At 59.8% G+C, this 22,738-nt stretch carries 21 protein-coding genes; 9 read left to right on the forward strand and 12 right to left on the reverse strand.

The genetic code is table 11. The features are described 5' to 3' along the window. Window positions 1-99: 99 nt before the first annotated feature. Window positions 100-474, reverse strand: a complete 375-nt coding sequence (locus ACZ5M5_RS00105; protein WP_092148941.1) for a lysozyme inhibitor LprI family protein — start codon at window positions 472-474, stop codon at window positions 100-102. Window positions 475-1,159: 685 nt separating this feature from the next. Between ACZ5M5_RS00105 and ACZ5M5_RS00110 the strand changes: the two genes are divergently transcribed. Next, the gene (locus ACZ5M5_RS00110) at window positions 1,160-1,519 is read left to right on the forward strand and encodes a DUF6124 family protein (RefSeq protein WP_464738406.1); all 360 of its coding nucleotides are present in this window, start codon (window positions 1,160-1,162) and stop codon (window positions 1,517-1,519) included. A gap of 351 nt (window positions 1,520-1,870) precedes the next feature. Here ACZ5M5_RS00110 and ACZ5M5_RS00115 read toward each other — a convergent pair whose 3' ends face one another. The 4 genes from ACZ5M5_RS00115 to ACZ5M5_RS00130 form a co-directional block, all read right to left on the reverse strand. Further along, the gene (locus tag ACZ5M5_RS00115; protein ID WP_464738407.1) at window positions 1,871-3,139 is read right to left on the reverse strand and encodes a hypothetical protein; all 1,269 of its coding nucleotides are present in this window, start codon (window positions 3,137-3,139) and stop codon (window positions 1,871-1,873) included. Between the two features lie 283 nt (window positions 3,140-3,422). Beyond that, on the reverse strand, window positions 3,423-4,196 hold the full coding sequence (locus ACZ5M5_RS00120) for a MetQ/NlpA family ABC transporter substrate-binding protein (protein WP_464738408.1): 774 nt from the start codon (window positions 4,194-4,196) through the stop codon (window positions 3,423-3,425). 79 nt (window positions 4,197-4,275) lie between these two features. Further along, window positions 4,276-4,950 carry a methionine ABC transporter permease gene (locus ACZ5M5_RS00125; protein ID WP_003196204.1) on the reverse strand — a complete coding sequence of 225 codons (675 nt, stop codon included), beginning with the start codon at window positions 4,948-4,950 and terminating at the stop codon, window positions 4,276-4,278. Then, window positions 4,950-5,957 (reverse strand): methionine ABC transporter ATP-binding protein, encoded by a 1,008-nt coding sequence (locus ACZ5M5_RS00130; protein WP_060739889.1) that lies wholly within the window; start codon window positions 5,955-5,957, stop codon window positions 4,950-4,952. The genes ACZ5M5_RS00125 and ACZ5M5_RS00130 overlap by 1 nt, the downstream gene beginning before the upstream one ends. Before the next feature lie 262 nt (window positions 5,958-6,219). Here ACZ5M5_RS00130 and katE point away from each other — a divergent pair, with 262 nt between their 5' ends. Then, the gene (gene katE, locus ACZ5M5_RS00135) at window positions 6,220-8,358 is read left to right on the forward strand and encodes a catalase HPII (protein WP_464738409.1); all 2,139 of its coding nucleotides are present in this window, start codon (window positions 6,220-6,222) and stop codon (window positions 8,356-8,358) included. 169 nt (window positions 8,359-8,527) lie between these two features. On the opposite strand, the gene ACZ5M5_RS00140 is transcribed toward katE, so the two are convergent. The 4 genes from ACZ5M5_RS00140 to zur are packed head-to-tail and all read right to left on the reverse strand — an operon-like array spanning window position 8,528 to window position 11,324. Then, window positions 8,528-9,241, reverse strand: a complete 714-nt coding sequence (locus ACZ5M5_RS00140) for a PA5502 family lipoprotein (RefSeq protein WP_103309407.1) — start codon at window positions 9,239-9,241, stop codon at window positions 8,528-8,530. Window positions 9,242-9,278: 37 nt separating this feature from the next. Further along, the gene (gene znuB, locus ACZ5M5_RS00145) at window positions 9,279-10,067 is read right to left on the reverse strand and encodes a zinc ABC transporter permease subunit ZnuB (RefSeq protein WP_003196213.1); all 789 of its coding nucleotides are present in this window, start codon (window positions 10,065-10,067) and stop codon (window positions 9,279-9,281) included. Further along, window positions 10,060-10,842, reverse strand: coding sequence for a zinc ABC transporter ATP-binding protein ZnuC (gene znuC / locus ACZ5M5_RS00150; RefSeq protein WP_060739886.1), 783 nt, complete (start codon window positions 10,840-10,842; stop codon window positions 10,060-10,062). The genes znuB and znuC overlap by 8 nt, the downstream gene beginning before the upstream one ends. Continuing rightward, the gene (gene zur, locus ACZ5M5_RS00155; RefSeq protein ID WP_060739885.1) at window positions 10,842-11,324 is read right to left on the reverse strand and encodes a zinc uptake transcriptional repressor Zur; all 483 of its coding nucleotides are present in this window, start codon (window positions 11,322-11,324) and stop codon (window positions 10,842-10,844) included. Before zur ends, znuC begins: the two co-directional genes overlap by 1 nt. Before the next feature lie 66 nt (window positions 11,325-11,390). On the opposite strand from zur, the gene znuA reads away from it, so the two are divergent. Next, a complete protein-coding gene (gene znuA / locus ACZ5M5_RS00160) occupies window positions 11,391-12,320 on the forward strand; it encodes a zinc ABC transporter substrate-binding protein ZnuA (RefSeq protein WP_464738410.1) in 930 nt (309 codons plus the stop codon). A gap of 163 nt (window positions 12,321-12,483) precedes the next feature. Here znuA and ACZ5M5_RS00165 read toward each other — a convergent pair whose 3' ends face one another. Both ACZ5M5_RS00165 and ACZ5M5_RS00170 read right to left on the reverse strand, forming a co-directional pair. Further along, window positions 12,484-13,434 carry a homoserine kinase gene (locus ACZ5M5_RS00165; RefSeq protein ID WP_464738411.1) on the reverse strand — a complete coding sequence of 317 codons (951 nt, stop codon included), beginning with the start codon at window positions 13,432-13,434 and terminating at the stop codon, window positions 12,484-12,486. Window positions 13,435-13,493: 59 nt separating this feature from the next. Continuing rightward, entirely contained in the window at window positions 13,494-13,781 is a 288-nt protein-coding gene (locus ACZ5M5_RS00170; RefSeq protein WP_060739882.1) for a DUF2782 domain-containing protein, read from the reverse strand. A gap of 74 nt (window positions 13,782-13,855) precedes the next feature. Here ACZ5M5_RS00170 and polA point away from each other — a divergent pair, with 74 nt between their 5' ends. Beyond that, window positions 13,856-16,624: a DNA polymerase I gene (gene polA, locus ACZ5M5_RS00175; protein WP_464738412.1), complete on the forward strand. Its 2,769-nt coding sequence runs from the start codon at window positions 13,856-13,858 to the stop codon at window positions 16,622-16,624. A 436-nt stretch (window positions 16,625-17,060) separates the two neighbouring features. On the opposite strand, the gene yihA is transcribed toward polA, so the two are convergent. Beyond that, window positions 17,061-17,702: a ribosome biogenesis GTP-binding protein YihA/YsxC gene (gene yihA, locus ACZ5M5_RS00180; RefSeq protein ID WP_003196227.1), complete on the reverse strand. Its 642-nt coding sequence runs from the start codon at window positions 17,700-17,702 to the stop codon at window positions 17,061-17,063. 191 nt (window positions 17,703-17,893) lie between these two features. On the opposite strand from yihA, the gene ACZ5M5_RS00185 reads away from it, so the two are divergent. The 5 genes from ACZ5M5_RS00185 (at window position 17,894) to ACZ5M5_RS00205 (ending at window position 22,648) form a co-directional block, all read left to right on the forward strand. Further along, window positions 17,894-18,184 carry a c-type cytochrome gene (locus tag ACZ5M5_RS00185; protein ID WP_003196231.1) on the forward strand — a complete coding sequence of 97 codons (291 nt, stop codon included), beginning with the start codon at window positions 17,894-17,896 and terminating at the stop codon, window positions 18,182-18,184. Between the two features lie 46 nt (window positions 18,185-18,230). Continuing rightward, on the forward strand, window positions 18,231-18,842 hold the full coding sequence (locus ACZ5M5_RS00190; RefSeq protein ID WP_060739880.1) for a c-type cytochrome: 612 nt from the start codon (window positions 18,231-18,233) through the stop codon (window positions 18,840-18,842). A 186-nt stretch (window positions 18,843-19,028) separates the two neighbouring features. After that, window positions 19,029-19,670, forward strand: coding sequence for a thiol:disulfide interchange protein DsbA/DsbL (locus tag ACZ5M5_RS00195; RefSeq protein ID WP_060739879.1), 642 nt, complete (start codon window positions 19,029-19,031; stop codon window positions 19,668-19,670). A gap of 15 nt (window positions 19,671-19,685) precedes the next feature. Beyond that, window positions 19,686-20,564 (forward strand): endonuclease/exonuclease/phosphatase family protein, encoded by an 879-nt coding sequence (locus ACZ5M5_RS00200; protein ID WP_060739878.1) that lies wholly within the window; start codon window positions 19,686-19,688, stop codon window positions 20,562-20,564. Next, window positions 20,561-22,648, forward strand: coding sequence for a GGDEF domain-containing protein (locus tag ACZ5M5_RS00205; protein ID WP_464738413.1), 2,088 nt, complete (start codon window positions 20,561-20,563; stop codon window positions 22,646-22,648). Before ACZ5M5_RS00200 ends, ACZ5M5_RS00205 begins: the two co-directional genes overlap by 4 nt. Window positions 22,649-22,738 lie beyond the last annotated feature (90 nt).

The following is a 22,738-nucleotide window of genomic DNA, read 5'->3' on the forward strand; positions in this document are numbered from 1 at the left end:
CGTTGTCGACTGGCTCACCCCAATCGCGAGCAAGCTTTGCTCCCACGGGGCTTAACTGACTGGCGTTAGGGCAAGCCCGACGTGCTCAATGTTTACGGGTTACTCGACTTGCGACAGCTTGGCGTCGTCACAACCGGCAGCACGGCACTCGCGCTCGACAGCTTTGAGTATGACGATACGCGCCTCGGTCTTCTCATTGGCACAGTCCAAGTAGAGCAGGCCATCGTTGGAGCAGGCGCTGTCACGATTTTTGATCCACTGGATCTGAGCGGCTTTCACTTTTTTCTTTTGATCCGGGTTCAGGGCACTCATCGTCTTCTTGTACTGCTCGTTGATTTCCTGATCCGACTGAACCATTTTCAGCGACGCGCAATAGGTTCTGTCATAGGCGTTTCTAGGGTTATCGCAACTCATCGCAGATGCCGATGCTGATGCCATTGCCAGCAATGCCCCAACCAACAAAGACTTGATCACTTACTTCTCTCCCTGAATGCCCTCTATTGATTAGAGGTCGCGGCGGGGAATTTATCATGAGGGTTGTTGAACAATGAAGTAGATCCTATGGTTCATTCGGCCCGGACAATGGGCGAATCCTGACGGGGTTCGGGAGCAAGTGATTGCTGAAAAAGGCTGCATCGCTCCCGCCGATGCGACTGCCCCCACTTCCTCTACCCCCAATCCCCGTGGCGAGGGAGCTTGCTCCCGCTGGGCTGCGCAGCAGCCCCAAACCAGCCAAACACATTCCTACAGACCAACCCCGCCAGCCACTCCGCCCATTCGCAAGCACCCCTCTATCCCCGAACTACAGGTAATAAACGCCACCTGTTTATCCTCCAACCCCAACCCTTCCACCAGGCTACCCAACCTTGCGCCTTTGCCTACAACTACGCCAGAATCCGCCCGCTTGTGCGCCTTGTCCCCGGGTTCTATCGTTTCCCTGCCACTGCCCATCAGTGGTCGGGTTTAGTAGCCCGAGGTATTTAGTAGGTGCATTAGCTCCGTCAGACAGGCGTCTCCATGCCTGTATTTGATGGCGGTTGTGCGCAGGGCGCCTTCGGGCGCGCCGGCTTGCTAAGTCCCCGGTCTACTAACCTGCGTACAGCTGCCTCCCCTTGTTTAGTAGCTAGAGGGTTGCGGCTTCACCTATAGGACTTAGTACATGTTCAAACCTACACCGAATCCGCCAGAGGCGGACCGTACTTCCCCGCACACCAAATCCAAGGCCAAAAAGCACGACGAAGCCACCAATCGCGCCTTGGATTACTACCTGCTACCAAAACCGGAAAGGTCCGAAGATGCGTCCCAACCGGGTCAGCTCTTCACCGTCGCAAAAAACGCTGACAACGAATCCCTTCTCGCAAACCTCAGCGAAACCCTGGCGGCAGCCGACGCGATGGTCAGCAACCTGGCTTTCGACCTGGAAGGCCCTCGCCGTCACATCCTCCTCGGCATCCAGCAGTTGATTGAATTGAGTTCATTGCTGGCGAACCGGGTGTTGGATAACGTTGATCCGCAATAGCAGATAAACATCTGTCGATAAAAGCGAACCCGACACCTCGTGGCGGGTTCGTTATTTGGTGCCGACAGCCCGCATAACTCAATAATGCATTCGCTTTAGGGTGGAAATAAACCCGTCACGTTTTTTTAGTCTCGGTAGAGATCGAGGGGTAAGCTAATAGGCGGATTTTTTCATAATGGGCAGAAAAAGTCCGTTGTCTTCGAAATTAAATTTCTATGCAACTATTCCAAGCGTTGTGTCTAAAGAGCCCTCATTAGTGTTATACCTAAATTTGAATTGAGTTCGCAGGCGCTAATCATTGCGGAAGTTTACAGTTTTGAAAAAGACGTAGCATAAACTGTCCCTATTGCGTTAGCCTGCCAAGTCTATAGCATCGGACCCCGAGACGGGAATTGGAAGTGTTGCAGTTTCGTCAAAGCTTTCAAGAATATCTATCAACTCGTGCTTTACCCAGTCCGCTGTAATCAATACGGAAGAATTTAACTCGGCGTCAACGTTGTGCACGATAATATCACGGGATAACTGCAGCTTTACTAGTTCCTCTGCCAGTTTGGAAGGCAGGACTTCCTCATCTACAAGTTTATCAATAATAAGGCGAGTAGATGTTTTGTTTTTTATAAGCTTTCGAGCTTGCTCATGACTTAGCGCATTCATAGCAGTCTCGATAAGTAGTTGTTGGATAGAAATCCAAATAGAAATAAGCTCTGCATGTGTGCTGTTTACAGTGGTCGCTATGTTTTCAGCAACTTCTTCCTTCTGTTCAGGTGACATATAGATACTATCAAGCTTGCTCAATGCTTCGCCAAGTTTCTCCTTAACTTCTCCGGAAATTTTTAATATGTTATCGAAGTCGTCATGGCCGATAAAGTTGTTATGCGCCACAAGGCACCTTAATTCGTACAGCTTTGCCCATCGTGTTTGTAAATATTCACTTTTACAGCTGACAATAGGCTGGAAATACCTCTCCCAGTTTGAAGTGGGGACAAGCTCTTTAAGTTCTTCAATGTTAATGTCACTGGCTGAGAGCGCTGACCTAACTTTTTCCATCAGCTTAGAGGAGCTAGCGGTTGAATATGGTTTAAACAAAAAGTCCGAGAGTTGAATGAAATCGGTCTCGAAAAGATAATTATTTCCTGCGGTATTTTTCTTGGTTTTTATAGACTCTGAAACCTCTTTCGGAACAGCCTCCTTTGTCCAGCCTAGGCCAATTTTCGTAAGCATGAATTTTGTTATGAGCTTTCGCATCATGTTTTCAATTTCATGTATCACAGGGTAGGCGGCTGTGGAAAGGCTACTGCTTACGTCATCCCATAGTACCTCAACAGGTCTTTCCGCGACTTTTGCTAAAATTGTTCTTATAGATTTCAATAACGATAAGAAAATTGTTATTTCGCTTTTGTCTTGGCAACCTAAGCGCACATGGAAAAAAATATGGCTATTATTTTGTATCTCTCCCTGCTGAACGTCGTAGTCAAACCTTACCCTATCAAATACCAGCCCTTTAGCTTTTATTTCTATACTGCTATACGATTGAATTAAATTATTGAATGCAGAAATCGAATTACAAAATCCTTCCTTGGAGTTAACTATTGCAAGATACTCGACTTTAAGGTTTTCCATTACCAGTTCTTCTTTGGGATGATGTTGGGGATAGTAGCGTTTTAAGCCCCTGATGTCATTGACACAGTTTGTACACCGAATCGGGTGTAGGGCTAATGAGTGTCTTAACCTGAGCTTATAGTGCTAGCTGATTCGCAAATATTTTTACACCAGACGGGTTTCTTTTGATAATCGACCTAGGTTGAAAGTATTCAAGCGTGTTCGCTACGGTGTAATTAGCATCTCGAGCAAAAAAACGGGCCTGCATTCCCACGCAGCCCCGTTTTTTCACCACCCGATCAGATCAAAACGCCGGCAAAACCGCGCCTTTGTACTTCTCAAGAATAAAAGCCTTCACTTCCGGCGTGTGCAGCGCCGCAACCAGCTTCTTCATCGCCTCACTGTCCTTGTCATCCTCACGAGCCACTAGGATGTTCACATAAGGCGAATCACTCCCTTCAATCACCAGGGCATCCTTGGAAGGATCAAGCTTCGCCTCCAACGCATAGTTGGTATTGATCAACGCCAGATCCACCTGGGTCAGCACTCGCGGAATGGTCGCCGCTTCCAGCTCACGGAACTTCAGGTCCTTCGGGTTCTCAACGATGTCCTTGGTGGTCGACAGGATGTTGTTCGAATCCTTCAGCTTGATCACCCCAGCCTTCGCCAGCAGCAACAACGCACGGCCGCCGTTGGTAGCGTCGTTCGGGATCACCACGTTGGCGCCGCCTGGCAGTTCGTCGAGCTTCTTGTACTTGCTGGAGTACGCGCCCAGGGGTTCCAGGTGCACACCGGCCACGCTCACCAGGTTTGTGCCCTTGGCCTTGTTGAACTCATCCAGGTACGGCTGGTGCTGGAAGAAGTTGGCGTCCAGGCGCTTTTCCGCGACCTGTACGTTCGGCTGGATGTAGTCGGTGAAGACCTTGACCTTCAGGTCGACGCCTTCTTTGGCCAGGGCCGGTTTGACGAATTCGAGGATTTCCGCGTGCGGCACCGGCGTTGCGGCGACGGTCAGGGTGTCGGCGGCGTGGGCGGAAAACGCTGCGGCGGCAGCGAAGGCAACCAGTAGTTTTTTCATTCAGCTAACTCCTTTTGAGGCGCCTGCTCTCGGCGCCTGCCAGCGAATGGCCGGCTCATGGTTTATTGGCCGCGAGGCCTTATTTTCTAGAGAAATGCACAACCAGTTTGTCGCCCACGGTTTGCAGCACCTGGACCAGCACCAGCAGCAACACCACCGTGACCACCATGACGTCGGTCTGGAAACGCTGGTAGCCGAAGCGGATCGCCAGGTCGCCCAAACCACCGGCGCCGACCACACCGGCCATGGCCGTGTAGGACACCAGCGTAATCGCTGTCACCGTAATCGCGGCAAAAATGCCTGGGCGGGCTTCTGGCAGCAAGGCGTTGACGATGATCTGCCGCGTGGTGGCGCCCATGGCCTGGGTCGCTTCGATAATGCCGCGGTCGACTTCGCGCAGGGCCGTTTCCACCAGGCGGGCGAAGAACGGTGTCGCGCCGACCACCAGCGGTGGGATCGCGCCGGCCACGCCCAGGGAGGTGCCGGTGATCAATACCGTGAACGGGATCATCACGATCAACAGGATGATGAACGGCAGCGAACGCAGGATGTTCACGATCAGCGACAGCAGCGCATACACACCGCGGGCCTCAAGCAACTGGCGCGGGCTGCAGAGGAACAGCAACACGCCCAGGGGCAGGCCGAGCAGCACGGTGAACAGCAGCGAACCGAACAGCATCAGGAAGGTGTCGCCGGTGGCCAGCCAGATTTCCAGCCAGTCGATGTTGGAGAAGAACGAACTCAACAGTTCCATTAGCGCAGCACCTCCATGTGGACATCGGCCGCGGTGAAGCGGGCGAACGCCGCCTCCATGTCACCGCCGGTGATGGCGAGGGTCAGTTGCCCGTAGGGGGTGTCTTTGATGCGGTCGATACGACCGGCCAGGATGCTGTAGTCCACACCGGTTTCCCGGGCGACGGTGCCGAGCAATGGCGCGTAGGTCGCGTCGCCCTGGAACGTCAGACGCACGATGCGTCCGGGCACGTGGGCAAAATCGTCGCGCTGTTCGCTTTCGTCGATCTGCTCGTCCTCCTGGACGAAACGCTTGGTGGTCGGGTGCTTGGGGTGCAGGAACACCTCGGCCACCGGGCCTTGCTCGACGATCACACCGGCGTCCATCACCGCCACTTGATCGCAAACACGGCGGATCACGTCCATTTCATGGGTGATCAGTACGATGGTCAGTTTCAGCTCGCGGTTGATTTCCGCCAGCAGTTGCAGGACCGAGGCGGTGGTCTGCGGGTCGAGGGCGCTGGTGGCTTCGTCGCACAGCAGGATCTTGGGTTTGGTCGCCAGGGCGCGGGCGATGCCGACGCGCTGCTTCTGGCCGCCGGACAATTGCGCCGGGTACTTCTTGGCGTGGTCGGACAAGCCGACGCGGGCGAGCAACTCGGCGACGCGCTGGTCGATTTCGCTGCGGGACAATTCACCCGCCAGCGTCAGTGGCAGCGCCACGTTGTCGGCCACGGTCTTGGACGCCAGCAGGTTGAAGTGCTGGAAGATCATCCCGACTTGCTGGCGGAAGCGGCGCAGGCCGCTGGCGTCCAGGGCGGTGACTTCTTCGCCGTCGACGATGATCTTGCCACCAGTGGAGTCTTCCAGGCGATTGATCAGGCGCAGCAGGGTACTTTTTCCCGCACCGGAATGGCCAATCAGGCCGAAGACCTGGCCGTTCTCAATCGTCAGACTGGTCGGATGCAGGGCGGGGATATCCCTACCGGCGACCCGGTAGGTTTTATGGACGTCTTGAAACTCGATCACGTAGCGAACCTTGTGGGGCGCGTTGGAAAAGGATCAGCGGTTAGCCGGGCGCGCATTTTAGCCTGTCCGTATAGAGGTTCTTAGCATTTATTTGCGATCAGACCAGTCATTTGGCAATAACGCGATCAAAGGCCATAAAAAAGGAACACGGCCAAACGGCATGGGTCACTCATTAAGCCACTCGAAAATGCCCGGGTACGGAACCTGCGGTATCGAACTCAAGAGTCCTGGCCTCCGGGATCGCAAAGAGGAGTTATGCCTGATGAGTACCAAAAAACCCACGGCCAACAAGAGCCAACTGGCCGGGACCGACACCCTGGATCGCGGCAACACCAACGCCAAGCTCGAGAGCCTGGAACAGTTTCGCTCCGACGCCACCGAACAGGCGTTGCGCACCAATCAGGGTGTGAAGATCGCCGATAACCAGAACACCCTCCGGGCCGGCGCCCGGGGCCCGTCGCTGCTGGAAGACTTCATCATGCGTGAAAAAATCACGCATTTTGACCATGAACGCATCCCGGAACGCATCGTTCACGCCCGTGGGACCGGCGCCCATGGCTACTTCCAGAGCTATGAAGCGCATTCGGCGCTGACCAAGGCTGGTTTCCTACAGGACCCGAGCAAGAAAACCCCGGTGTTCGTGCGTTTTTCCACCGTGCAAGGTCCACGGGGTTCCGGCGACACCGTGCGGGACGTTCGTGGCTTTGCGGTCAAGTTCTTCACCGATGAGGGCAACTTCGACCTGGTGGGCAACAACATGCCGGTATTTTTCATCCAGGATGCGATCAAGTTTCCCGACTTCGTCCACGCGGTGAAGCCCGAACCCCACAATGAAATCCCTACCGGCGGTTCGGCCCACGACACGTTCTGGGATTTCGTCTCGTTGGTGCCGGAATCGGCGCACATGGTGATCTGGGCGATGTCCGACCGGGCCATTCCTAAAAGCCTGCGGAGCATGCAGGGCTTCGGTGTGCACACCTTCCGCATGATCAACGCCGAAGGCAAAAGCAGCTTCGTCAAATTCCATTGGCGGCCAACAGTCGGTACCTGCTCGTTGGTTTGGGACGAAGCCCAGAAGCTGGCCGGCAAGGATACGGACTACCACCGTCGCGATCTCTGGGAGTCGATCGAGATGGGCGACTACCCGGAATGGGAGTTCGGCGTGCAGATCGTTGCCGAGGAAGACGAGCATAAGTTCGACTTCGACCTGCTCGACCCGACCAAGATCATCCCTGAAGAGCTGGTGCCCATCACGCCCCTGGGCAAGATGGTGCTCAACCGTAACCCGGACAATTTCTTCGCCGAGGTCGAGCAGGTTGCCTTCTGCCCCGGGCATATCGTGCCGGGCATCGACTTTTCCAACGACCCATTGCTGCAAGGTCGGCTGTTTTCCTACACCGATACGCAGATCAGCCGGCTTGGTGGGCCGAATTTTCATGAGCTGCCGATCAACCGTGCCATCACGCCTGTGCACAACGGTCAGCGCGATGCGATGCACCGCACCACCATCGACAAGGGCCGCACCTCCTACGAGCCGAACTCCATCGATGGTGGCTGGCCGAAGGAAACCCCACCTGGCCCGGAAGATGGCGGCTTCGAAAGTTATCCAGAGCGCATCGATGCCTACAAGATCCGCCAGCGCAGTGAGTCGTTCTCCGACCATTTCTCCCAGGCGCGGTTGTTCTACAAGAGCATGAGCGCCCACGAGCAAGAGCACATCATCGCGGCCTACAGCTTCGAGCTGGGCAAGGTAGAGCGGGAGTTCATCCGGGCGCGGCAGGTCAACGAGATCCTGGCCAACATCGATTTGGAACTGGCCGCGCGGGTGGCGAAAAACCTGGGCCTGCCCGCCCCCACCGCCGGCACCGTCGATGTGCCGAAACCCTCGCTGAAGCAATCCCCGGCCTTGAGTCAGGCGAACCTGCTGTCTGGGGACATCAAGACGCGAAAAGTGGCCGTGCTGGTGGCTAACGGCGTCGACGGGGCGATCATCGAGGCGCTCAAGAAGGCTTTGAAAGCGAAGGGCGCCCACGCCAAGGTGCTGGGGCCGACTTCTGCGCCAGTGACCACCGCTGACGGGAAAACACTACCGGTGGATGCGTCCATGGAAGGGTTGCCGTCTATTGCCTTTGATGCGGTGTTCGTGCCGGGTGGCGCGGAGTCGATCAAGGCCTTGAGTACCGACGGCGTGGCCCTGCATTACTTGCTGGAAGCCTATAAGCACCTCAAGGCCATCGCTCTGAATGGCGAAGCGCGGCAGTTGCTGGTGTTGTTGAAACTGGAGGCGGATGCGGGGCTGATTCCTGACGTGGATGCTGGCAAGTTCCAGGCGTTCTTCGACGCGATTGCCCAGCATCGGGTGTGGGCGCGGGAGCCTAAGGCGAAGGCGATTCCGGCTTGATGAGTGTCTGAAAGAGCTTGGTTGCTTGATCGGACGCTATCGCGGGCAAGCCTTGCTCCCACAGATCAGTTCTCACAGGGAAGATATTGACCTATGGGGGCAGCTCTCACAGGGAACACATTGAGCTGTGGGAATTGCCCTGTGGGAGCAAGGCTTGCCCGCGATGCTTTTAGGGTTTGCGCGGAGTCAGCACGATCTGCGCCGGCACACTGCGCACAATCTGCTTCTGCAGTTTCAGATCAAACCCGGGATCAAGTTTCTTGACCCGCTTGGTCAGCAACGTCGCCAACCACGGATAATCATCGGTGCGCGGCGCCTGAATGCTTACGTCGCACTGGTAATTCACCACATCCGCGGCAATGGCATCCAGTTGCCGACGCATTTGCTGTATATCGGCGAGGTTGAGCGCAACCGTGGTGCTGGGGGCGCTCGGGTCGATCACCTTGGCGACCGGTTTGGCTTCGGCGGCCTTGAGGTCGGCCTCGGCTTTTTCCAGGTCGGCCTTGCGGGCTTCGGCGATGGCGCTGTTGACCTCGCCGGTAAGGGCCGGGGCCTTGGGCATCAACGCCCGGGCACGGCTCAGGGCGGTGGCGGCGGCGTTTACGTCGCCTTTTTGCAAGTCGATCTGGCTGCGGCGCAAATACGCCTCGGCCAATTGCCGCTGGTAGGGTTCCAGCGACCGGTCTTCGGGCGACTGGGCTTGCAAGGCAGCCAGCTGGTCTTCAGCGGTGGCCAGCTCATTGCTGGCCAGGCTTTGCTCGAGCTGCGCGATGGCCGGGCCCCGCGTATCGGGAGCCTGGGTGACCGGCGGTATACTCTGGCAAGCGCCCAGCAGCAGGGAAAATGCGACAAGGAGCAGATAACGGGAGGCGAACGGCTTCATTCCTGCGACTCTCTATTTGCGCAAAAAGCGAGCAAGTCTACACCCCTCGACGAGGCAGGACAAAACTCAGCAGAAACAACGCCGCGGCGCTGACCACGATCGATGGCCCGGCCGGGGTGTCCTTGAACCAGGAAAGTGCCAGGCCGCCACACACCGCGAGCATGCCCAGCAGGCTCGCGCCGAGCGCCATCTGCTCGGGCGAGCGGGCGTGACGCTGTGCCGCAGCCGCCGGGATGATCAGCAATGACGTAATCAGCAACACACCGACGATTTTCATCGCCACGGCGATGACCACCGCAATCAGCAGCATCAGCGCCAGTCGCAAACCCAGTACAGGCAAGCCTTCGACCCGGGCCAGCTCTTCGTGCACGGTGACGGCCAGCAATGGTCGCCAGAGCGCCACCAGCAACAGCAGCACCGCCGCGCTACCGCCCAGGATCCACGACAGGTCCGTCGGACTGATCGCCAGCAGGTCGCCGAACAGATAGGCCATCAGGTCGATGCGCACGTCATGCATGAAGCTCAGCACCACCAGCCCGAGGGACAAGGTGCTCGGCGCGAGGATGCCCAGCAACGTGTCGGACGCCAGCGGCTGGCGGTGTTGCAGGGTCACCAGGACCACCGCCAGCAACAGGCAACCAACGGTCACTGCTACCGCCGGGCTGACATCCAGCAGAAACCCCAGGGCCACGCCGAGCAAGGCGGCGTGGGACAAGGTGTCGCCGAAATAGGCCATGCGCCGCCAGACCACGAACGAACCCAGGGGGCCGGCGACCAGGGCGAGTGCCAGGCCTGCGAGCAGGGCGTACAACAGAAAATCAGCCATGCTTGCAGCCATCTCCATGAACATGATTGGAAGCGGAAGGGGCGCTGACCACCGAGCCATGCAGGTCATGGGCGTGGTCATGGTGGTGGTGATAAATCGCCAGGCTTTGTGCGTTTTTTCCGAACAGCTCGACAAAGGCCGGATCGCCACTGACCTGCTCAGGGTGCCCGGAACAGCAGACGTGGCGGTTGAGGCAGACCACCTGGTCGGTGGTGCTCATCACCAGGTGCAGGTCGTGGGACACCATCAGCACGCCGCAGCCGTGACGGTCGCGCAGGCGGGTGATCAGGCTGTACAGCTCGGCCTGCCCCGCCACATCGACGCCTTGTACCGGCTCGTCGAGCACCAACAGTTCAGGCTCGCGCAGCAGGGCGCGGGCCAGCAGCACGCGTTGCATCTCGCCCCCGGAGACACTTTGCACCGGGCTGTCGATCACCTGTTCGGCACCGACTTCGTTGAGCGCGGCCAAGGCCCGTGCGCGGTCCACGCCCGGCACCAGGCGCAGGAAGCGCAGCACGGACAGCGGCAGCGTCGGATCGACGTGAAGTTTTTGCGGCATGTAGCCGACGCGCAACCTGGGCTTGCGCCAGACGCTGCCGCTGTCGGGCTTGAGCAAACCCAACACGGCGCGCACCAGGGTGGTCTTGCCGGCGCCATTGGGGCCGATCAGGGTCACGATCTGCCCCGGCTCGACGCTCAGGTGAATGTTGTCCAGCACGTTCTGCCCGGCGAACGTCACGGCCACCTGCTCGAGACGGATCAACGCATTGCTCATCAGGCCCCCTGGCAGCCGGAGCAGAGACCGACCACCTCGACGGTCTGGGTGTCGACCACGAAGCCGACCTCCTGGGCGCTGGCGATAATGGCATCGCTGATGGACTTCTGTTCCAGCTCGATGGCGGCGTGGCATTCGCGGCAGATCAGGAACTGGCCTTGGTGGGCGTGCTCCGGATGGTTGCAGCCGACGAAGGCGTTCAGCGACGAAATGCGATGCACCAGGCCGTTTTCCAAGAGGAAATCCAGCGCCCGATAGACCGTTGGCGGCGCGGCACGGCGGCCGTCCTGTTCGCTGAGCACGGCCAGGATGTCGTAGGCGCCCAGCGGCTTGTGGCTTTGCCAGACCAATTCCAGCACGCGCCGACGCAGGGCGGTCAGGCGCAACCCTTGGCGCGCGCAGATGGCGTCGGCCTCGGACAGCGCGGTGTGCACGCAGTGGGAGTGATCGTGGGGACGACTGGCAAGGGGCGTAATAGGCATGGGCAGCGACGAGTTTAGTGAGAGACGTTATTATGTTACCCGTTCTCGCCTCTTCGAGTGGTCATCGTGTCCCGATTTTTTTCGCTCTTTGTCGCTTTTGTCGCAAGTTTTCTACTGATTGGCCCGGCCCAGGCCGAGGTCAAGGTCCTCACTAGCATCAAGCCGTTGCAGTTGATTGCCGCCGCCGTGCAGGACGGCGTGGCCGTTCCGGAAGTGTTGCTGCCGCCAGGGGCTTCGCCGCATCACTATGCGTTGCGGCCATCGGACGTGCGCAAGGTGCAGTCGGTGGACCTGCTGTACTGGATTGGGCCGGACATGGAGGGTTTCCTACCGCGCGTGTTGAACGGTCGTACGCTGCCGTCGGTCGCTGTGCAGGCACTGCCGGGGCTCAAGTTGCGTCACTTCGCCCAGGACAGCGCGTCCCACGAGGACGATGACCATGACGGCGATGAGCACGATCACGACCACCGCCCCGGCACCGTGGATGCCCACCTGTGGCTATCGCCGCACAATGCGCGGGTGATCGCCGCGAAAATGGCGGCCGACCTGAGCGCGGCGGATCCGGCGAATGCGGCCCGCTACCAGAGCAACCTCGCGGGTTTCAACCAGCGTCTCGACGCTTTGGACGCGCGCCTCAAGACGCGACTGGCCGGGGTCGCGGGCAAACCGTATTTCGTGTTCCACGAAGCGTTCGACTATTTCGAAGACAACTACGGCCTCAAGCACGCCGGGGTGTTCGCCGTGGCCGCCGAAGTCCAGCCCGGCGCCCAGCATGTGGCGGCGATGCGCACGCGCTTGCAAGCGGTGGGCAAGACCTGCGTCTTCAGCGAGCCGCCGTTGCGCCCGCGCCTGGCCGAAACCCTGGTGGCCGGGTTGCCGGTGAAACTGGCGGAGCTGGATGCACTGGGCGGCTATACCCCGGCGACGGCGCAAGGGTATGAGCAGTTGTTGGAGAAGCTGGGGAATGATCTGGCGGGGTGCCTGGAGTCGCTATGACCCCAGCCCCGCGCGCTCCTGCCGAACATGGATCCTGTGGCGAGGGAGCTTGCTCCCGCTCGGTTGCGCAGCGACCGCAAGATTTTGGGGCTGCTCCGCACCCTAGCGGGAGCAAGCTCCCTCGCCACAAAAGCAGCGTTCGGCGAAAGCCTTCTATTGGTACTTAGAGGGCGAACGGTAGCAACGCGTGAACCGTCTGCCGCTGCGCCAGGCGCTGCTGGAACTCCATCGGATCGTGAATCAACACATCCTGCCCGGCGAAGGACTCGGCGGCGATCAACCGCGACAGCCAGAACCGCACGCACGCCACGCGCAGCATGGTTGGCCATAGCTGGGCCTCGGCGGCGGTGAACGGCCGCAGTGCCGCATAGGCACCCAGCAATGCCCGCGCTCTCGGACCATCGAGCACACCGTCGTCATCCGAACACCAGTCGTTCAAGGCAATGGCGACGTCATACAGCATCGGCCCGGAGCAGGCGTTGTAGAAGTCGATCAGCCCGGTCAGGTGCGTGCCCTCGAACATCGCGTTGTCGCGGAACAGGTCCGCGTGGATATTGGCCCGGGGCAGCGCCAGGATGCCTACCTTCTTCAACGAAATTTCATCCAGCGCAGCCTCCAGCAACTGACGCGGCGCGGTATCCAGGTGCGAGAGCAGCTTGGCGCCCTCCTCCTGCATCCAGTCCAGGCCACGATCGGTCTTGCGCTTGATCATGTTGTCGCGGGTCGCCAAGTGCAGATGCGCCAGCAGCTCCCCGACCTGGGCGCAGTGCTGGGCGTTGGCCTGCTTGATGTGCTTGCCCGCCAGGCGCGGTTGCAACAGCGCCGGCTTGCCCGCCAGCTCCCGCAGCGCGACGCCGTCGGTGGTGCGCAAGGCGTAAGGTACCGGCAGGTCGGCGTCATGCAGCACGTCCAGCAGTTCGATGAAGAACGGCATTTCCTGCACCGGGCCGCGCTCGACCAGGGTCAGGACGAATTCGCCCTGCTCCAGGCTGATGAAGAAATTGGTGTTTTCGCTGCCGGCGGCGATCCCCTGGAAATCAAGCAGACGGCCAAGCCCGTAAGGGGCGAGAAAGGTTTCCAGCTCGGGCCGAGCCAGGGGCGTGAACACAGACATGGTTAAAACTGCCAGTACGGGCGCCCTTCAGCGGGCGCCGGTTGAAGTGCAGAGTGGGGCTACCACTCAAAGATTTTCCACGAAGGGATCAGCATATCCGGCTGGTCCGAGCGGATGAAGTTTGCATCAGTGCCATCGGCGCGTACCAGGAAATAAGGCTTGCCGTTCTTGGGCGTGACCTTGATCGCGTACAAAAATCCGTTTTGCCGATACTCCTGAATGGTTTTATCGCCTTCGGTGCGGATGGTGACGTCCGGGTCCGCCGAAGGTGCGTCATCCGCTGCCATGGCGGCCAACGGGGTGATTGCAAACAAGCCAGCCAGTAACAGGCGATTTAGTGTACGCATGATAACCTTGTCCCTTTGTCGTCAACGGTCCCGCTATTCTAGCCCCGGACCCGCCGAAAAGGTTGATCCTGCTCATGAGCCAAGCCCCCCTCGTCCTGGTGGACGGTTCTTCTTATCTGTACCGCGCCTTTCACGCGCTGCCACCGCTGACCACGTCCAAAGGCCTGCCGACCGGTGCGGTCAAAGGCGTGTTGAACATGCTCAAGAGCCTGCGCAAGCAGTATCCGGACAGTCCATTCGCCGTGGTGTTCGACGCCAAGGGTGGGACATTTCGCGATGCGCTGTACGCCGAGTACAAGGCCAACCGCCCGAGCATGCCCGACGACATGCGCGTGCAGATCGAGCCACTGCATGCCAGCGTCAAGGCCCTGGGCTTCCCGCTGCTGTGCGTGGACAACGTCGAAGCCGATGACGTGATCGGCACCCTGGCCCGCAGCAGCGCGGCGGCCGACCGCCCGGTGGTGATCTCCACCGGCGACAAGGACATGGCGCAGTTGGTCGATGGGCACATTACCTTGGTCAATACCATGACCGGTAGTGCCCTGGACGTGGCTGGCGTGAAGGAGAAGTTTGGCGTCGCTCCAGAGCAGATCATCGATTACCTGGCGCTGATGGGCGATTCGTCCGACAACATCCCCGGCGTTCCGGGCATCGGACCGAAGACCGCTTCCGGCCTGCTGGTGGGCGTCAATGGCGGCTTGACCGAGCTGTACGCGCAACTGGATATCGTCGCCACCTTGCCGATCCGTGGCGCCAAGACCCTGGCCGCCAAGCTTGAAGAGCACAAGGAAATGGCGTTGCTTTCCTACGAGCTGGCGACCATCAAGACTGACGTGCCATTGGATGTCGGCCTGGACGACCTGCAAATGGGCGCACCCGATCACGAGAAGCTGGCCGAGCTGTACACGTTGCTGGAGTTCAAGAGCTGGTTCGAGGAAAACCAGCGGGACGCCAAGCGTGCCGGCCAGGAGATCGTCGAAGTGGCCGAAGAACAGCCCGGTGCCGCCGAGGCCAAGTACGACCTCATCCTCGATCAGGCGCACTTCGAGGCGTGGCTGGCGAAACTGGACAAAGCGCCGCTGTTCGCTTTTGTCACCGAAACCAACGGCGGTGATGCCCAGCATTCGCAACTGGTCGGCTTGTCGTTCGCCGTGGCCCCTTTCGAGGCGGCCTACATCCCGCTGACCCACTCCTACATGGGCGTGCCGGAGCAGTTGGACCGCGACACGGTGCTCAAGGCGCTCAAACCGCTGTTGGAAAACCCGAACAAGCTCAAGATCGGCCAGCACGCCAAGTTCGAAACCAACATCCTGGCCAACTGCGCCATCGGTGGCGATCAGAACAACGGCATCCTGGTCCAGGGCATTGCCTTCGACACCATGCTCGAATCCTACGTGCTGGACTCCACCGCGACCCGCCACGACATGGACAGCCTGGCGCTCAAGTACCTGGGCCAGAGCAAGACCGATTTCCAGGACATCGCTGGCAAAGGGGTCAAGCAACTGACCTTCGACCAGATCTCCCTGGAACTGGCCGGCCCTTACGCCGCCGAAGACGCCGACGTGACCTTCCGCCTGCACCAGGCCTTGCAGGAAAAGCTGGCCGCCACGCCAAGCCTGGGGCGGGTGCTCAACGACATCGAAATGCCGCTGATGCCGGTCCTGGCGCGCATCGAGCGCCAGGGGGCGTTGGTCGATGCCAACCTGCTGGGCGTACAGAGTGTCGAGCTGGGCGAAAAACTGGTGGCGCTGGAGCGTGAGGCGTTTGCCATCGCCGGCGAGGAATTCAACCTGGGTTCGCCGAAGCAATTGGGCGTGATCCTGTACGAAAAGCTCGGTTTGCCGGTGCTCAGCAAAACCGCCAAGGGCCAGGCGTCCACCGCCGAAGCGGTGCTCGCCGAGCTGGCTGAGCAGGATTACCCGCTGCCCAAGGTGCTGATGCAGTACCGCTCCCTGAGCAAGCTCAAGAGCACCTACACCGATCGCCTGCCGGAACAGATCAACAGCCGCACCGGCCGCGTCCACACCAATTACCAGCAGGCCGTCGCCGCGACCGGGCGCCTGTCATCCATCGACCCGAACCTGCAGAACATCCCGATTCGCACGGCCGAAGGTCGACGCATCCGCCAGGCGTTCGTCGCGCCGAAAGGCTACAAACTGCTGGCGGCGGACTATTCGCAAATTGAACTGCGAATCATGGCGCACCTGGCCAAGGACGAAGGGTTGCTTCATGCGTTTCGTAATGACCTGGACGTGCACCGGGCCACGGCGGCCGAGGTGTTCGGCGTCGATTTGGACGCGGTTACCCATGACCAGCGCCGCAGCGCCAAGGCGATCAACTTCGGTTTGATCTACGGCATGAGTGCGTTCGGCCTGGCCAAGCAGATCGGCGTCGATCGCAAGCAGTCCCAGGCCTATATCGACCGCTACTTCACTCGCTACCCGGGTGTGCTGGCGTACATGGAGCGCACCCGCGCCCAGGCGGCAGAGCAAGGTTTTGTCGAAACCATTTTCGGTCGCCGGTTGTACCTGCCGGACATCAACGCGAAAAACCCGGCCCTGCGCAAAGGCGCCGAGCGCACCGCCATCAACGCGCCGATGCAAGGCACGGCCGCTGACATCATCAAGAAAGCCATGGTCGCCGTGGACCGCTGGCTGACGGCGTCCGGGCTGGATGCGAAGGTCATCCTGCAGGTCCACGACGAACTGGTGCTGGAAGTGCGTGAAGACCTGGTCGATCAGGTGCGCGAAGAAATCCGCCAGCACATGAGCACCGCCGCCACGCTGGACGTGCCGCTGTTGGTGGAAGTGGGTGTGGGCAATAACTGGGACGAGGCGCACTGATTCCCAAGCCCTGAGGTCGAGGGCTCTTGTGGCGGCTGATAAATCTGCGGGGAATGAAATATGGTCATCGCGAGCAAGCTCGCTCCCACAATGGTTTTGTGTCGAGCCGAATACCGAGCCCAACACCCATTCCCTGTGGGAGCGAGCTTGCTCGCGATAGCGTCGGCCCAGACACCCATGCTCCATTGAGTCACCGAAAACCCAGGTGCGGCCTCATTAGCTCGGAAAATTCCTACGGTTATTTCCAAAAATAATCTGAACTAAACCCGTGAATCGCCACTCAGAGATTCTGAATGGCTGGTGAAGCCCTTCAATGCTCCTATGTTGTGTTAAGTGTTGGCAGATATCTGGACCCCGCCCTAGCGGTCCGGAACTTGGACCCCGAACTTCCCCCTCCCCATAAGAAGTCCGGGGTTTTTTTTGCCTGCGATTTGGCTTATTCGGCCTCTTCGCTGCCCTTGTCCGCCAACTCCATCCAGTCGGCCAGCACCGTGTAGGCTTCTTCCAGGCCCATGCGCTTGGGCGCCGAGAACAGTTGGATGGTGATCGCGTCGCCCCAGCCCTTGCGAATTTCCGACTGCACTTTGAGCAATGTATTTTTCGCCGCGCCGTAGGTGAGCTTGTCGGCCTTGGTCAGCAGGATGTGCATCGGCATGCCGCTGGCGACCGCCCAATCGAGCATCAACAGGTCGAAGTCGGTCATCGGATGGCGGATGTCCATCATCAGGATCAGGCCTTTCAAACTCTCGCGGCTGCCCAGGTACGCTTCCAGGTGGCGCTGCCAGTGTTGCTTGAGCGGGATCGGTACTTTCGCGTAGCCGTAGCCGGGCAGGTCGACCAAACGCCGTTCATCGTCTAGCTTGAAGAAGTTCAAGAGCTGCGTGCGACCCGGGGTTTTCGAGGTGCGTGCCAGGCTCGCATGGGTCAAGGTGTTCAGCGCGCTGGATTTGCCGGCGTTGGAACGCCCGGCAAAAGCCACTTCGAAGCCTTCGTCGTCTGGGCATTGATCGACTTTGGCGGCGCTGAGCATGAAGGTGGACTGTTGGCACAGGCCAAGGATGGGGTTCTTCAGTTGCATGGGATTTCCGATGTGGGCGGCGTCGGGAATGGACGCGGCAAGCTGTGTCGTTTCCGTTTCAGTGACGCCAGTATATAATGCCGCAGATTTTGTGTGCGCTTTGTCCCAGCGTAGGATGAAGCTCACGGGAGCGACCGACCGAAATTGCGCATTAGAACGCAGCTCGTTCCCAACCCTGAAAAGGTCGTTTTATGACGAAATGGCTGCTAGCTGCCGGTGTCTTGATGCCGCTTTACAGCGCTCAGGCTACACAGGATCCGGAAGCTGTGTACAACCGTGTTTGTGGTGCCTGTCATTCCGGCCAACTCCCCATGGCGCCCCGCAAGGGTGATCAGGAAGCTTGGACGCCGAGGTTGGCGAAAGGTATGGAGACGCTGGTGCAACACGTGACCCAGGGTTTCAAGGCGATGCCGCCGCGTGGTTTGTGCATGGACTGCAGTGCCGAGGATTACCGAGCCATCATCCAGTGGATGAGCGAGTAAACCCGGTCCATAACTCTTTAACCCTTAGCCGTAGTTGGATTAGCTGATGAACAAACTGATCGTGAGTCTGCTGTTGACCTTGGGGATATCCGGCGTAGCCCACGCCGCTGGCGATGCCGCTGCCGGTCAGGCGAAAGCGGCCGTATGCGGGGCCTGCCACGGCCCGGATGGCAATAGCATGGCGCCCAACTTTCCGAAACTGGCGGGCCAGGGCGAGCGTTACCTGAACAAGCAACTGCACGACATCAAGTCCGGCAAGCGCACGGTGCTGGAAATGACCGGCCTGCTGACCAACCTGAGCGATCAGGACTTGGCGGACATCGCGGCCTATTTCGCCAGCCAGAAGGGCAGCGTCGGCGCCGCCGATCCAAAACTCGTGGCTCGCGGTGAAGCGCTGTTCCGCGGCGGCAACCTCGACAAAGGCTTGCCAGCCTGCACCGGTTGCCACTCCCCGGATGGCAAAGGCAACGCGGCTGCCGGTTTCCCACACCTGGGCGGCCAGCATGCCCAGTACGTCGGCAAGCAACTGGCCGACTTCCGTAAAGAAGAAGGCGGCCGGACCAACGATGGCGACACCAAGCCCATGCAGAGCATCGCCAAAAAGCTGAGCGACGAAGATATCGCGGCAGTCTCCGCCTACATTCAGGGCTTGCACTAAGGCCGTTGAGGGGGATACACCTCTTGCAACGTTAACGCTCGATTAATCTGTCGATGCGAGCATCAAAAGGGTGGCTTTGGCCGCCCTTTTTTGTGGCCGCTGCCGTTACACTAGAGAACTTGAACCCGCCACGGTCTGTCTTAGAAGCAGGTCTTGCGAGGCCCCCTCATTGTCCAGGAGTAAAGCATGCGTAATCTGATCATCAGCGCCGCGCTCGTCGCCGCCAGCCTGTTCGGCATGACTGCCCAAGCGGCTGAAAAGCCCGCCGCACCCTATGTCGAATTGACCAACCCCGTTGCGGTGGCAGCGCCTGGCAAGATCGAAGTCGTGGAGTTGTTCTGGTACGGCTGCCCGCATTGCTACGCGTTCGAACCGGTCATCAACCCATGGGTCGAGAAACTGCCGTCGGACGTTAACTTCGTTCGCATCCCCGCCATGTTCGGTGGCCCATGGGACGCTCACGGCCAGATGTTCCTGACCCTCGAAGCCATGGGCGTCGAGCACCAGGTTCACGCAGCCGTTTTCAACGCGATCCAGAAAGAACACAAGAAGCTGACCGACAAACAAGACATGGCCGATTTCCTGGCGACCCAAGGCGTGGACAAGGACAAGTTCCTGGCCACCTTCGACTCCTTTGCCATCCAGGGCCAGATCAAGAAGGCCCGTGACCTGGCGAAGAAATACGAGATCACGGGCGTGCCGACCATGATCGTCAACGGCAAATATCGCTTTGACATCGGCTCTGCCGGCGGGGCCGAACAAGCGCTGCAACTGGCCGACCAACTGATCGCCAAAGAGCGAGCGGCCACCAAGGCTGTCGCCAACTAAGCGCGGCCCACGCCCATGGCCCGCTGGAGTACCGAACGCATCGTTGGCCTGCATGAACCACGGGTCAACGAGCACCATGTCACGTCCACGGGCCTGCCTGGCGACAGCCGCTTGCGGCTGCTCAGCTTCAATATCCAGGTGGGCATCAGCACCGAACGCTACCGGCATTACCTGACCCGCGGCTGGCAGCATTTGCTGCCGCACACCGGGCGTGCCGGCAACTTGCAGAAAATCGGCGACCTGCTCAAGGATTTCGACCTGGTGGCCCTGCAAGAGGCCGACGGCGGGAGCCTGCGGTCAGGCTACGTCAATCAGGTGGAACACCTGGCCCAATTGGGCGCCTTCCCCTACTGGTACCAACAACTCAATCGCAACCTCGGACGTCTCGGCCAGCACAGCAATGGCGTGTTGAGTCGTTTGCGTCCCTGGGCGATCGAGGACCATCCGCTGCCGGGCCCCAAGGGGCGCGGGGCGATTCTTGCGCGTTTTGGCGAAGGTCCGGAAGCGCTGGTCGTGGTCATGATGCACCTGGCACTCGGGGCGCGTACCCGGACGATGCAGCTGGCGTACATTCGCGAGCTGATCGGCGGCTACAAGCACCAGATACTGATGGGCGACATGAACACCCACGCCACCGACCTGCTGCAGACCTCGCCCCTGCGCGATCTCGGTCTGCTCGCACCACAACTGGAAGCGACATTCCCCAGCTGGCGCCCCCAGCGCTGCCTGGACCATATCCTGTTGAGCCCGACCCTGACCCTCGAACGTGTCGAGGTGTTGGCCCAACCCATTTCCGATCACCTGCCGGTCGCGGTAGAAATTCGTTTGCCGGGTTCGCTCACGGCCGATGCATTCCCCGCGCTGAGTACTGCCCCTCGCGGATCCGATGAATGAGCGACGAAGCCGAACGCTGGAGAGAGAAATACCTCAAGAGTATCGAACAGCAGGAAAAGCTCGAGCGCCGTTGGGATGCTCGACTCGACTTGCTGCGTCGTGGCCTGGTGCGCAGCACCCTGGCCGCCGAGGGCACTGATCGGGTCGTCGACCAATGCATGAAAGAGATGCGCGAGGTGGTGCGCACCGATGACATGGACGCCGGCCTCGCCGCCCTGCTGCCGCGCCTGGAGAAAGCCGTACTCGATTCCGAGCAGCGCCGCGAAACCCGCATCGAGCAGATGAGCACCGCATTGACGGCCCTGGTGGCCCAGCTGCAAAGCCTGCCGCTGCCGAAGGAAGTCAGCCGGCCCCTGAAGAAATTTTCCAAGCAGTTGGAAGAGCGGGTCGGCCAGGCCCGGGAGATTCCGCTGCTGCTCAGCGAATTGAGCGGTTTGCAAGGCAAGGCACTGAGTGTCCTGGACGCCCCTGTCGAACCGAGCCGCCCCGGATTGCTGCAACGGCTGTTTGGTGGCCAAGGCCATGAGGAAGCGACGCCCCAGCCTCACGAGCCTGCCCAGGCCAGCGTGGCGCCTCTGGCAGACACGGCCCTGCCAGTCGCCGTTGAGCCGGCAGTTCACACAGCATCCATCGCACCAGCACCAGCACCAGCACCAGCACCAGCACCAGCACCAGCAACCGTCCCGTCGGTAGCGGAGCAAGCTCCCACGCTGGAGGCAACGCCCGAACCGGTCGGCCAGGTTACCCCGCAGACCGAACCTGCGCCGACGTCCGCTCCGGCACCAGCCGCTGAAGTGGCTAAGCCGATCAGCGAGCCGGACGAAGCCGCCGAGCCCGCCCCCTTGCAGACGGTGGCCGCCGACGAACTCCCGGTAGCGACACCCGCCCTGGAAAATCCCGACGAGCTGATGTCCGAAGAGGTGTCACAGACCCTCCCCGACCCCTCGCCGCCTCCAGTTGAAGCCGAGCCTGACGAGCCTTTGGCCGCCGCCGATTTGGCTGATGCCCAATACGCCCTGCCCGATTCGCCGGAACCGTCCTACAGCTCGGTCGCCAAGCACATCGAAGACACTTTGCTGGGCCTGTTGGGCGACCTGACCTTACCCGAGCGTCATCGACCACAAGCCGAGGCCATGGGTGAGCGGTTGCGAAATGGCTTGAACTGGTACGAACTGCTGCCGATCCTCGATGATCTGGCGGTGTTGATGCTGGACATCACCGACACCGGCCAGCATGAATTCGAAGCGTACCTGCAACGCCTCAATGATCGTCTCGAGTCCTTCCAGAGCAGCCTGCAGGCCGCCAGTGAAGACCACGCCGACAATCTGTCGGCCTCCCGGGAAATGGACACCCAGATTCGCGAACAGGTGGATGGCCTGCAAAGCAGCGTGCAACAAGCCGATGACTTGGAAGGCCTCAAGCAGGTGCTTGAGAATCACCTTGAAGGCTTGCTCGGGACAATGGACCAGCACCGCCGGCAACGTGATCAACGCGAGCAGGAAGTCTCGGTGCGCCTGAAAAGCCTGGCCGATCGTGTCGCGCTGATGGAGCAGGACGCCCAGGTCGTGCGGGAAAATCTCGAGGAACAGCGGCAGAAAGCGTTGGTCGATCCGCTCACCGGGTTGCCCAACCGCGCCGCCTGGTCCGAGCGTCTGGAGCATGAAGTCGTCCAGTGGCAGCAGCACGGCAACAGCTTGCTGCTGGCCATGCTCGATCTCGATCATTTCAAGCGCATCAATGACAACTATGGCCATCTGGCCGGTGACCGGGTGTTGAAGCTGATCGCCTCGGTCCTGCGCAAACGCCTGCGTGGCGGCGATTTCATTGCGCGTTTTGGTGGCGAGGAGTTTGTCCTGCTGGTGCCGGATACCCCCCTGGCGGCTGGCGCCAAGCTGGCCGAGGCGCTGCGTCTGGCCATCGAAGCCTGCCCGTTTCATTTCAAGGGCGAACCGGTGACGGTGACGGTATCGGTGGGCATGACGGCTTTCAAGCCAGGTGAACACAGCGATTTGGTGCTTAAAAGAGCCGATCAGGCGCTCTATCGGGCCAAAAATGCCGGACGCAACCGCGTGGAGCTGGGCTGAGGGCTAATTGTTCCAATTTGTTTAATATCGTCCCGCGCACCGGATCATCGCGGGGCGATACGTTACACTGTTGCATTACTTCCAGCGCGT

The sequence above is a fragment of the Pseudomonas sp. Van50 genome (assembly GCF_055390755.1).

What these genes read in the sequence shown, in the direction of transcription:
- ACZ5M5_RS00200 (WP_060739878.1), top strand. Translation starts at nt 19,686, where the DNA reads ATGGCCCGCTGGAGTACCGAACGCATCGTTGGCCTGCATGAACCACGG.
- polA (WP_464738412.1), top strand. Translation starts at nt 13,856, where the DNA reads ATGAGCCAAGCCCCCCTCGTCCTGGTGGACGGTTCTTCTTATCTGTAC.
- ACZ5M5_RS00205 (WP_464738413.1), top strand. Translation starts at nt 20,561, where the DNA reads ATGAGCGACGAAGCCGAACGCTGGAGAGAGAAATACCTCAAGAGTATC.
- ACZ5M5_RS00115 (WP_464738407.1), bottom strand. Translation starts at nt 3,139, where the DNA reads ATGGAAAACCTTAAAGTCGAGTATCTTGCAATAGTTAACTCCAAGGAA.
- ACZ5M5_RS00140 (WP_103309407.1), bottom strand. Translation starts at nt 9,241, where the DNA reads ATGAAGCCGTTCGCCTCCCGTTATCTGCTCCTTGTCGCATTTTCCCTG.
- znuB (WP_003196213.1), bottom strand. Translation starts at nt 10,067, where the DNA reads ATGGCTGATTTTCTGTTGTACGCCCTGCTCGCAGGCCTGGCACTCGCC.
- yihA (WP_003196227.1), bottom strand. Translation starts at nt 17,702, where the DNA reads ATGCAACTGAAGAACCCCATCCTTGGCCTGTGCCAACAGTCCACCTTC.
- ACZ5M5_RS00120 (WP_464738408.1), bottom strand. Translation starts at nt 4,196, where the DNA reads ATGAAAAAACTACTGGTTGCCTTCGCTGCCGCCGCAGCGTTTTCCGCC.
- ACZ5M5_RS00185 (WP_003196231.1), top strand. Translation starts at nt 17,894, where the DNA reads ATGACGAAATGGCTGCTAGCTGCCGGTGTCTTGATGCCGCTTTACAGC.
- ACZ5M5_RS00110 (WP_464738406.1), top strand. Translation starts at nt 1,160, where the DNA reads ATGTTCAAACCTACACCGAATCCGCCAGAGGCGGACCGTACTTCCCCG.
- ACZ5M5_RS00195 (WP_060739879.1), top strand. Translation starts at nt 19,029, where the DNA reads ATGCGTAATCTGATCATCAGCGCCGCGCTCGTCGCCGCCAGCCTGTTC.
- ACZ5M5_RS00165 (WP_464738411.1), bottom strand. Translation starts at nt 13,434, where the DNA reads ATGTCTGTGTTCACGCCCCTGGCTCGGCCCGAGCTGGAAACCTTTCTC.
- ACZ5M5_RS00125 (WP_003196204.1), bottom strand. Translation starts at nt 4,950, where the DNA reads ATGGAACTGTTGAGTTCGTTCTTCTCCAACATCGACTGGCTGGAAATC.
- ACZ5M5_RS00190 (WP_060739880.1), top strand. Translation starts at nt 18,231, where the DNA reads ATGAACAAACTGATCGTGAGTCTGCTGTTGACCTTGGGGATATCCGGC.
- katE (WP_464738409.1), top strand. Translation starts at nt 6,220, where the DNA reads ATGAGTACCAAAAAACCCACGGCCAACAAGAGCCAACTGGCCGGGACC.
- ACZ5M5_RS00170 (WP_060739882.1), bottom strand. Translation starts at nt 13,781, where the DNA reads ATGCGTACACTAAATCGCCTGTTACTGGCTGGCTTGTTTGCAATCACC.
- zur (WP_060739885.1), bottom strand. Translation starts at nt 11,324, where the DNA reads ATGCCTATTACGCCCCTTGCCAGTCGTCCCCACGATCACTCCCACTGC.
- znuC (WP_060739886.1), bottom strand. Translation starts at nt 10,842, where the DNA reads ATGAGCAATGCGTTGATCCGTCTCGAGCAGGTGGCCGTGACGTTCGCC.